Raw genomic sequence first — 7,628 nt, 5'->3', positions numbered from 1 at the left:
ATAACAATAGAGGCTTTTATAATATCATTTTCAAACAATATACAATTATTTACCTCCTAATGTGCCTTCACACATTGAATACTTCTTAAAGGAAATTTTATTTGTATAATTTGTTTGCATATTTTTCTCAATCGTTCTCACAAAAATAGAAAAAATATTTTTAACATTTTTAAAAAATCAAATATTATTAACTTTTAATTAACTCATACAGATAATATTTCATTTGATTCTAATAAATCCTCTCTCCTAAAGCGCAACAATACTTGTGCCACAGCTAATACATCTTTCTCACAATAGGTAATTATCTTATCAATATTCTTTTCTTTATAATACACCTCTGCAACCTCAGATCCACTTATGTCGTCCTTTGGCGATGAAATACCTAAGATTTTGGTGAGTAACTGCAGTGAAGTATAATGTTTAAAATCACCGAACTTCCACAACTCCATTGTATCTAAATGTGGAACTTCCCATGGTTTCTTTCCAAACAAATTCAACTTTATGGGGATTTTTACCCCATTAATCAACATACGCCTGGCGATATATGGAAAATCAAATTCCTTGGCATTGTGCCCACATAAGATATTAAAAGGGCGACTAAAGTGTTGGTTAACCAATTCACTAAACTTAACCAACAATTCCTTTTCTTCTCCCCAAAAAGAAGTTGTTCGAAATTGACGCACGCCATGCTTAAAATGAAAATACCCCACAGAGATACACACTATCTTTCCAAATTCGGCCCAGATACCCGCCCGCTCATAAAAATCTTCGACCGAGATTTCCTCCTTTCGTTGGTAACTCGTTTTGGCTTCAAACAGAACCTGTAATTCTGCATCTAAAGCATCATAGCTCTCTTCCACAGGAACAGTTTCAATATCTAAAAAAAGAATATGCTCTAATTGAATATTTTCTAAAGGTAGCATCATGACATTATTTTCTTTGATCTAACATTTTATAAGCTTCATCTATGTATAGATACAAATCGTTACTATGGGGATCTTCTTCTGTTTGCACCCCTTTCTTATGTCCTAAACGAACAATTATAACATTATCTTTAGGAGAAACTATAACGAATTGACCTAAATGTCCTCTCATATAAAAGAACTCCTGATCTCGATATTTGACTAACCACCAACCGTATCCATATTCAGGCCCATTTGCATACTGCTGCTTTATCGATTTTGCCACGTAAACACTATCTAATATTTGCTGCCCATTCCATTTCCCAAAATCCTTATATAATTTCCCAAAGCGAGCAAAATCCCTTGCATTACTGGTAAAACAACAAAATGACTTCTCTACTCCTGTTCCTTCATGATCCAACTGCCACAAAGCGGGATTCTCTGCCCCCATAGGTTTCCAAAAATGCTTAGATACATAATCACTTAAATACATACCTGTAGCCTTTTCTAAAACCATTGTCAACATCTCCGTATCTCCACTTTTATAGATAAATTCTTTACCTGGCTCATCATCGATAGAAATCTTTTGCATAACTTTTCTCAAGTCCTTAACAAAATACACCTCTGTCATAACAGAAAAAGGACTATAATAACCCTCATCCCACTTTAGTCCAGAAGACATTTTAGATAAATCTGCCACAGTTAAGTCATCCTTATACTTACCTGTCAACTCGGGAATATAATTGATCACCTTGTCATTTTCCTCTTTGATTTCCCCTAATTGCAGAGCCTTACCAAAAGCAGCAGACACAATACTTTTAGCCATAGAAAACGAATTTGAGTACGCCCCTTTATCATAACCATCATAATAGCTTTCATACCACAAACTGTCATTTTTGATAATGAGATACGCTATCGATTGTAGTTCGACGTGAGCCTTTTCCAACTCCTCAGTTGCTTTGATTTGATTGTAATCAACAGCTACAGGCCAAGGCTGTATATTATTGCTATCATTAGCAATAGTTCGGGTTGGGAAATACTTATAATCATCTAAAAAAGCAGTTGTATATCCATTAAAATAAATTGTACGGACTGCTGTGAACAAGTAATCTACTTTGAATAAATAGGCCAAAGCAACGAGTACTAAAATACTTCCCAAGAACCATTTTAATATTTTCATAAGTCTATGTATAGGTTAATTACCTAAAAATAAGAATTTTATTGTACACCAACGACGCGAACCAAAATAATAACATAAAAGAATAAGCCGACACAAAACTCTGTGAATTATCATCACGTAGATTTTCTTTATTCTACAATCAACTAATGTGAAGTACTAAACTCACCCATACTAATTACAAGTCTAATAAGTATAAATAAGACATTAAAATCAAAGCATATTTGGCAAACGGAATTTCTAAGATTATCTTTGCGCTTTTATTATCAAATAATTTAGTATATGCATTTTATTTCTCATCAGTTAGAAGATTACGCAGCCCAACATACAGAAAACGAACCTGAATTACTGGCGAAACTTGACAAAGAAACACACCAAAAAGTATTACAACCAAGAATGCTAAGCGGTCATTTTCAAGGGCGTTTCTTAAGTATGATTTCTAAATTAGTAAACCCTACGAATATATTAGAGATTGGAACATTTACAGGATATGCTACCCTATCCTTAGCAGAGGGATTAAAAGAAAATGGGACAATCGACACCATAGATGTCAATGAGGAGTTATATGATTTTCAGAGAAAGTACTTTGATATGTCTCCATATGGCGACCAAATCAAACAACATATTGGTAGCGCTTTAGACATCATACCAACAATTGATAAGAAATTTGACCTCGTCTTCATTGACGCAGATAAAAAGAATTATACTAAGTACTTCCATTTAATCATAGACAAAATGAACCAAGGCGGCATTATCCTTTCTGATAACGTATTGTGGTCAGGCAAAGTTCTTGAAGAAATAAAGTCTAACGATAAACAGACTATCGAAATAGACAAATACAATAAACTCTTAAAAGAAGATCCAAGAGTTGAAACAATCTTATTACCCATCCGCGACGGACTAACGGTATCAAGAGTAAAATAAACAATAAGGGCTACTAAATTTAGTAGCCCTTATTGTTTATTTTATATTAGTTTATCCGAATACTTATTCTCTACCCATACATATAAGCTATAAAATGCAGTTCCAAAAAATACCCCTACACACATTCCTACCAAAATATCTCCTGGAAAATGTAAAGACAGATATATTCGACTATAGGCAAAAATCAACGGAAAGATAAATACCAAATAAGCATGTTTATAATATCTTCTCAAGATCAAGAACAAGAACACCATATTAGCTGTGGAATTAGATGCATGCCCTGAAAAGAAACTTAGCGTAGAGCTACACTTTACAACACGTAACATCGCAACTATATCTTCCGTATTACAAGGTCTTGGACGAGCAACTACCCTTTTTACCAAATTAGTCATTTGATCTGTAAACGCAATTAATACAGCTAAAAAAAGCAATATCAAGACTAATTTCTTTACCGAAACTTTCTTATATGTCAAATAAAGAAGTAGTAAAAAAAACGGCAGCCAATTAAGCTGTTTTGTAATAAAAAGCCAAAAAGAATCAAATGTTTCAGAACCAAAATTGTTCAAAAAAATCATTAATTCCTTATCCCATTGTACTAAATTTTCTAACATTAAAGCTGTCTTTTTATTGGTCCTGTTAAATTCTCGATATCTTCTTTTTGCTTCTCTATTTCTTGCTGTACGTCTTGTAATGGATTCTCTATTGTCTCCTCCAATTTTTGTTGCACATCTTTTAATGGATTCATATCCATTACTTCTTCTATCTCCTTCTTAATTCCGCTATCTTCTGCACTTCTATTAATCTCGTGTTTTATATCATTCGTTGCATTCTTTACTTGTGTCATAAATTTTGCAAACGTCCTTGCCATTTCAGGAACTTTATCAGATCCAAATAGCATTAATATAACAAGAATAATAAAGAAAAATTCACCTCCACCAATACCAAACATATTGTTACAGTTTATTAATTAAACAAGGTTACAAATCTACAAACTTAATTGCTTGCATTGTATACAAAAATACAAACCATTTGTTAAATCACTTTACTCACTGCAATTTATCTTCATCTTTTTTTCCTATTAACTCCAAAAAGTCTAAGGCAAGCTCGCCTAATCTGGCTTGTACCTTCTCTTTTTCGAATCCTCCTCCTGTTAACAAACTCTCAACTTGATCATCATTTGCAGCGTACAAAGCAAAACCTTCAACATAGTCCTTAGGAATACTATAATCTCTCATCAAAGCTTCCTCTGAAAAATAATTAATCAATCTATTCTTTCGACTATCCAACTTTTCATACTCATACGCTTTCTTCAGCATCTTTGTTCGACCTGAAATCCAGTTAACTATAGCAGAAACAGGTATCAACCCACCACCACTAGTCGCTGTATACAACTTACTTTGAGCTGGAGTTAAAATCTTTGTTCCCTTAGGAACTAACCCTAAGGATTCTGCTGATATTTTATAAATCACAATCTCATCAAGCTGCGTGTAAAAATCATTCTTATCTAAGGGAATTAGCATAATATCCCGTTCTAAATCAATCTTGTCAACAATATGTTGATAACCCATAAAAATAGGACTTGAGAACATAATAGTGTCATTCTCCTTAGCTGCTAAATTAAAATAGCCTCCTTTTTCACTAAATACTTCTACGCCTGAGTTCAAATTAGAGATATACACACCTTCTAAGTTCTTTGAACGCGAAACTATCTTTCCATTTAAAAATTTTCTTTCTTGTCCAAAGCTGTATAAACAACCTAAACACAATAGAAATGCTAAAAAAAATCTCATTAATCAATAATATCGTTAGTAATTAAAAACACCTGTTTTTTGAATAGAAACAGTTAACTACAAACATCAAATCTAATATAAAAAATGAATTACCTATTATAATCGAGTACTAAATGATTCCTAAAGGCTCCTAAAAACGAATGTAACTTCTTATATAAAAAAACGACTTACCTTTGTAAAAATTATATTCTTATGAAAAAAATTATAATTGCGAGTACTTCTACAATTCACAATAGTCAATACTTAGAATATTTATTGCCTGTTCTAAAGAATCACTTTAACAACGTAAAAACACTTTTGTTCATTCCCTATGCACGACCAAGTGGCATCACACATGATGAATATACACAAAAAGTAGCTACTGCCTTCTCTAAGTTGGATATCACAGTAAAAGGTATTCATGAATATGAAAACCCTACACAAGCCATAGCACAAGCAGAAGGAATATTTACTGGTGGAGGAAATACATTCCTTTTGGTAAAACAACTTTACAATAACAATGTCATTACAGCTATCCAAAAAGCAATCAATAATGGTACACCATACTTGGGTTGCAGTGCAGGCAGCAACATCTGTGGTTTAACAATGGAAACGACCAATGACATGCCTATCACCTATCCTCCTTCTTTCAAAACTTTAGGTTTTGTTCCTTTCAATATCAATCCACATTATTTAGATCCTATCGAAGGCTCTACACATATGGGAGAGACAAGAGAGACCAGAATTAACGAGTTTCATTCACTTAACTCGCAACCTGTAGTTGGGCTTAGAGAAGGTAGCTGGTTAGAAGTACAAGGAGATACTATCACACTTAGAGGAAACTTGACAGCTCGCATTTTTGAACAAGGAAAAGCTGCTGTAGAAGTTGTACCAGACACAGACTTAAGTCATCTAAAATAAATAGAAAAAAATAAACCTTAAAAGGCAAGAGTGTCTTTTAAGGTTTGCTTTTTTATTCTATACCTTATGTCAATAATGACATATTTATCGTTGAACTTCAACTGCCTTTACTATCTCAGCAAAAGGAAGTTTAATATGAAAACGAAGTATTGAGATCTGCTCAATCTAAATTTATTACTAAAAACAAGATATCCTGATTCATATAAAACAAAAAAGCTCTCCCGCACAAGGAAAGCTTCTCATTGGTCTAACTACTAAACCATAGTGCTTGCGCACTTAACAACACAACTAAATTTTAAGGCCTTCATAATTTGGGGAATTATTAGAGCCCAAAAGAATCGTTCTTTCAAACAAATCCTTTTTTACTGGCGGTCTGGACGGGACTCGAACCCGCGACCCCATGCGTGACAGGCATGTATTCTAACCAACTGAACTACCAAACCAGTATATAATAATATATCTATTGATTCTAAGAGTAAAAAAATAAACTAAGTAGAGAAATCAATCCCTCTTGCGGTCTGGACGGGACTCGAACCCGCGACCCCATGCGTGACAGGCATGTATTCTAACCAACTGAACTACCAAACCAGTATTACTCCTAAATATCTATTAAAGATATATTTCTCAATCAAAGAACAAAAAAGCTCTCCCGCACTAGGAAAGCTTTTCATTGGTCTAACTACTAAACCGTAGTGCTTTCGCACTTAACAACACAACTAAATTTTAACCCTTAATAATGAAAAATTATTACAGGGCAAAAAAAGCCTCTCAACCACGTGAGAGGCTCTTTTTTACTGGCGGTCTGGACGGGACTCGAACCCGCGACCCCATGCGTGACAGGCATGTATTCTAACCAACTGAACTACCAAACCAGTATTAACCAAATTCATTACTCGCGACAAAGATAACTCTTTTTTTCAAAAATCAAAGATTTATGTATAAACCTTTATTTTCTCCGCTTTGAGCAGATCGAATAACATCTCTTTTATTCAGAGATGTTAATCTCTCTCTTGCGGTCTGGACGGGACTCGAACCCGCGACCCCATGCGTGACAGGCATGTATTCTAACCAACTGAACTACCAAACCTTCGTCGTTATTGCTGTAATGCGGTGCAAATATACGACCATTTTCAAGACTACCAAATCCTCGTATAAAAAAAATAAAAGTTTTTTAGCGCGACTTACAGAGTAAACTGATTTCCAATTAGATAATAAATAAATAAAATTAAACTTTTTTTATGTACTTTATCTCAACAAGCGCTACTACTCACTTTTAATTCAACTTTTGACGATTCAAATTTTTGTTTTACTATAGAAATACACCTGCTTTTTCACCTTTAAGGAAAAAAACACCTACTAAAAATACTTGCTGAACGACAGCTACTGTAATTTTAGAATCAAAAAACTTTCAATCCATTCAATTCAACTTCCTAAAAAATCGACAACACTACCTTCTTTTATCTTATTGTGTCATATTTCAATTGAAATCTCCCCCAAAAAGATTGTATTAATAAACAGCTATATCCCATAATAAGACTAACTCGAGTTAAGGCAGCAGTATACAACTTCATCATATCTGTTGACAATCTACATATCGATTTATACCAATTTGCTGGCACATAGCTTAAGGTTTTCTTGCACCTTTCTTCGACAAAAGTGCTCTCTAGGCAAGAAAACCCCTACAAAACCCCAAGAAATCCCGGAGAAAGTGCAAGCGAAGCCCTCTTATAATACATACTATTCTGCTTCTAAAAATTTACCCACTTAATCATCATTTCCGATGATTTCCTTATTAGACAAGGTTGAGTTGATCTTTTAAAGCAGATAAATACATATAAATAAACCACTATGGACTGAAAGTCCATAGTTTGTTAAAGCAGACTAAAGTCTGCCTGGGTGGAGCTACTTACTCAAGTATAAAGTTACCTCCGTTAT

Annotated in this window: 7 protein-coding genes and 4 tRNA genes; 2 read left to right on the top strand and 9 right to left on the bottom strand. The window is 33.9% G+C overall.

Annotated elements, in window-relative coordinates; translation table 11 throughout:
• Positions 1–203 precede the first annotated feature (203 nt).
• Positions 204–926 (bottom strand): 3'-5' exonuclease, encoded by a 723-nt coding sequence (locus GOQ24_RS05330; RefSeq protein ID WP_230381513.1) that lies wholly within the window; start codon positions 924–926, stop codon positions 204–206.
• Between the two features lie 4 nt (positions 927–930).
• Positions 931–2,082, bottom strand: coding sequence for a serine hydrolase domain-containing protein (locus GOQ24_RS05325; RefSeq protein ID WP_155092078.1), 1,152 nt, complete (start codon positions 2,080–2,082; stop codon positions 931–933).
• 279 nt (positions 2,083–2,361) lie between these two features.
• Between GOQ24_RS05325 and GOQ24_RS05320 the strand changes: the two genes are divergently transcribed.
• Positions 2,362–3,003, top strand: a complete 642-nt coding sequence (locus GOQ24_RS05320; RefSeq protein WP_155092077.1) for an O-methyltransferase — start codon at positions 2,362–2,364, stop codon at positions 3,001–3,003.
• A 41-nt stretch (positions 3,004–3,044) separates the two neighbouring features.
• Here GOQ24_RS05320 and GOQ24_RS05315 read toward each other — a convergent pair whose 3' ends face one another.
• The 3 genes from GOQ24_RS05315 to GOQ24_RS05305 all read right to left on the bottom strand — a co-directional run bounded on the left by GOQ24_RS05315 (position 3,045) and on the right by GOQ24_RS05305 (position 4,793).
• Complete coding sequence (locus tag GOQ24_RS05315) at positions 3,045–3,614, bottom strand: phosphatase PAP2 family protein (RefSeq protein ID WP_155092076.1); 570 nt, start codon at positions 3,612–3,614, stop codon at positions 3,045–3,047.
• Positions 3,614–3,952 carry a twin-arginine translocase TatA/TatE family subunit gene (locus GOQ24_RS05310; RefSeq protein WP_155092075.1) on the bottom strand — a complete coding sequence of 113 codons (339 nt, stop codon included), beginning with the start codon at positions 3,950–3,952 and terminating at the stop codon, positions 3,614–3,616. The genes GOQ24_RS05315 and GOQ24_RS05310 overlap by 1 nt, the downstream gene beginning before the upstream one ends.
• A gap of 97 nt (positions 3,953–4,049) precedes the next feature.
• Positions 4,050–4,793 carry a hypothetical protein gene (locus tag GOQ24_RS05305; protein WP_155092074.1) on the bottom strand — a complete coding sequence of 248 codons (744 nt, stop codon included), beginning with the start codon at positions 4,791–4,793 and terminating at the stop codon, positions 4,050–4,052.
• A 192-nt stretch (positions 4,794–4,985) separates the two neighbouring features.
• On the opposite strand from GOQ24_RS05305, the gene pepE reads away from it, so the two are divergent.
• Entirely contained in the window at positions 4,986–5,693 is a 708-nt protein-coding gene (gene pepE, locus GOQ24_RS05300; RefSeq protein WP_155092073.1) for a dipeptidase PepE, read from the top strand.
• Positions 5,694–6,059: 366 nt separating this feature from the next.
• On the opposite strand, the gene GOQ24_RS05295 is transcribed toward pepE, so the two are convergent.
• The 4 genes from GOQ24_RS05295 to GOQ24_RS05280 all read right to left on the bottom strand — a co-directional run bounded on the left by GOQ24_RS05295 (position 6,060) and on the right by GOQ24_RS05280 (position 6,780).
• Positions 6,060–6,136 (bottom strand) — tRNA-Asp (locus GOQ24_RS05295).
• A 71-nt stretch (positions 6,137–6,207) separates the two neighbouring features.
• Positions 6,208–6,281, bottom strand: a tRNA-Asp gene (locus tag GOQ24_RS05290).
• A 207-nt stretch (positions 6,282–6,488) separates the two neighbouring features.
• Positions 6,489–6,565, bottom strand: a tRNA-Asp gene (locus tag GOQ24_RS05285).
• 141 nt (positions 6,566–6,706) lie between these two features.
• Positions 6,707–6,780: transfer RNA gene (locus GOQ24_RS05280), tRNA-Asp, on the bottom strand.
• Positions 6,781–7,628 lie beyond the last annotated feature (848 nt).

This window comes from Myroides sp. LoEW2-1 (assembly GCF_009767705.1).
Lineage (GTDB): Bacteria > Bacteroidota > Bacteroidia > Flavobacteriales > Flavobacteriaceae > Flavobacterium > Flavobacterium album_A.
This window is presented reverse-complemented; position numbering and strand designations above follow the sequence as displayed.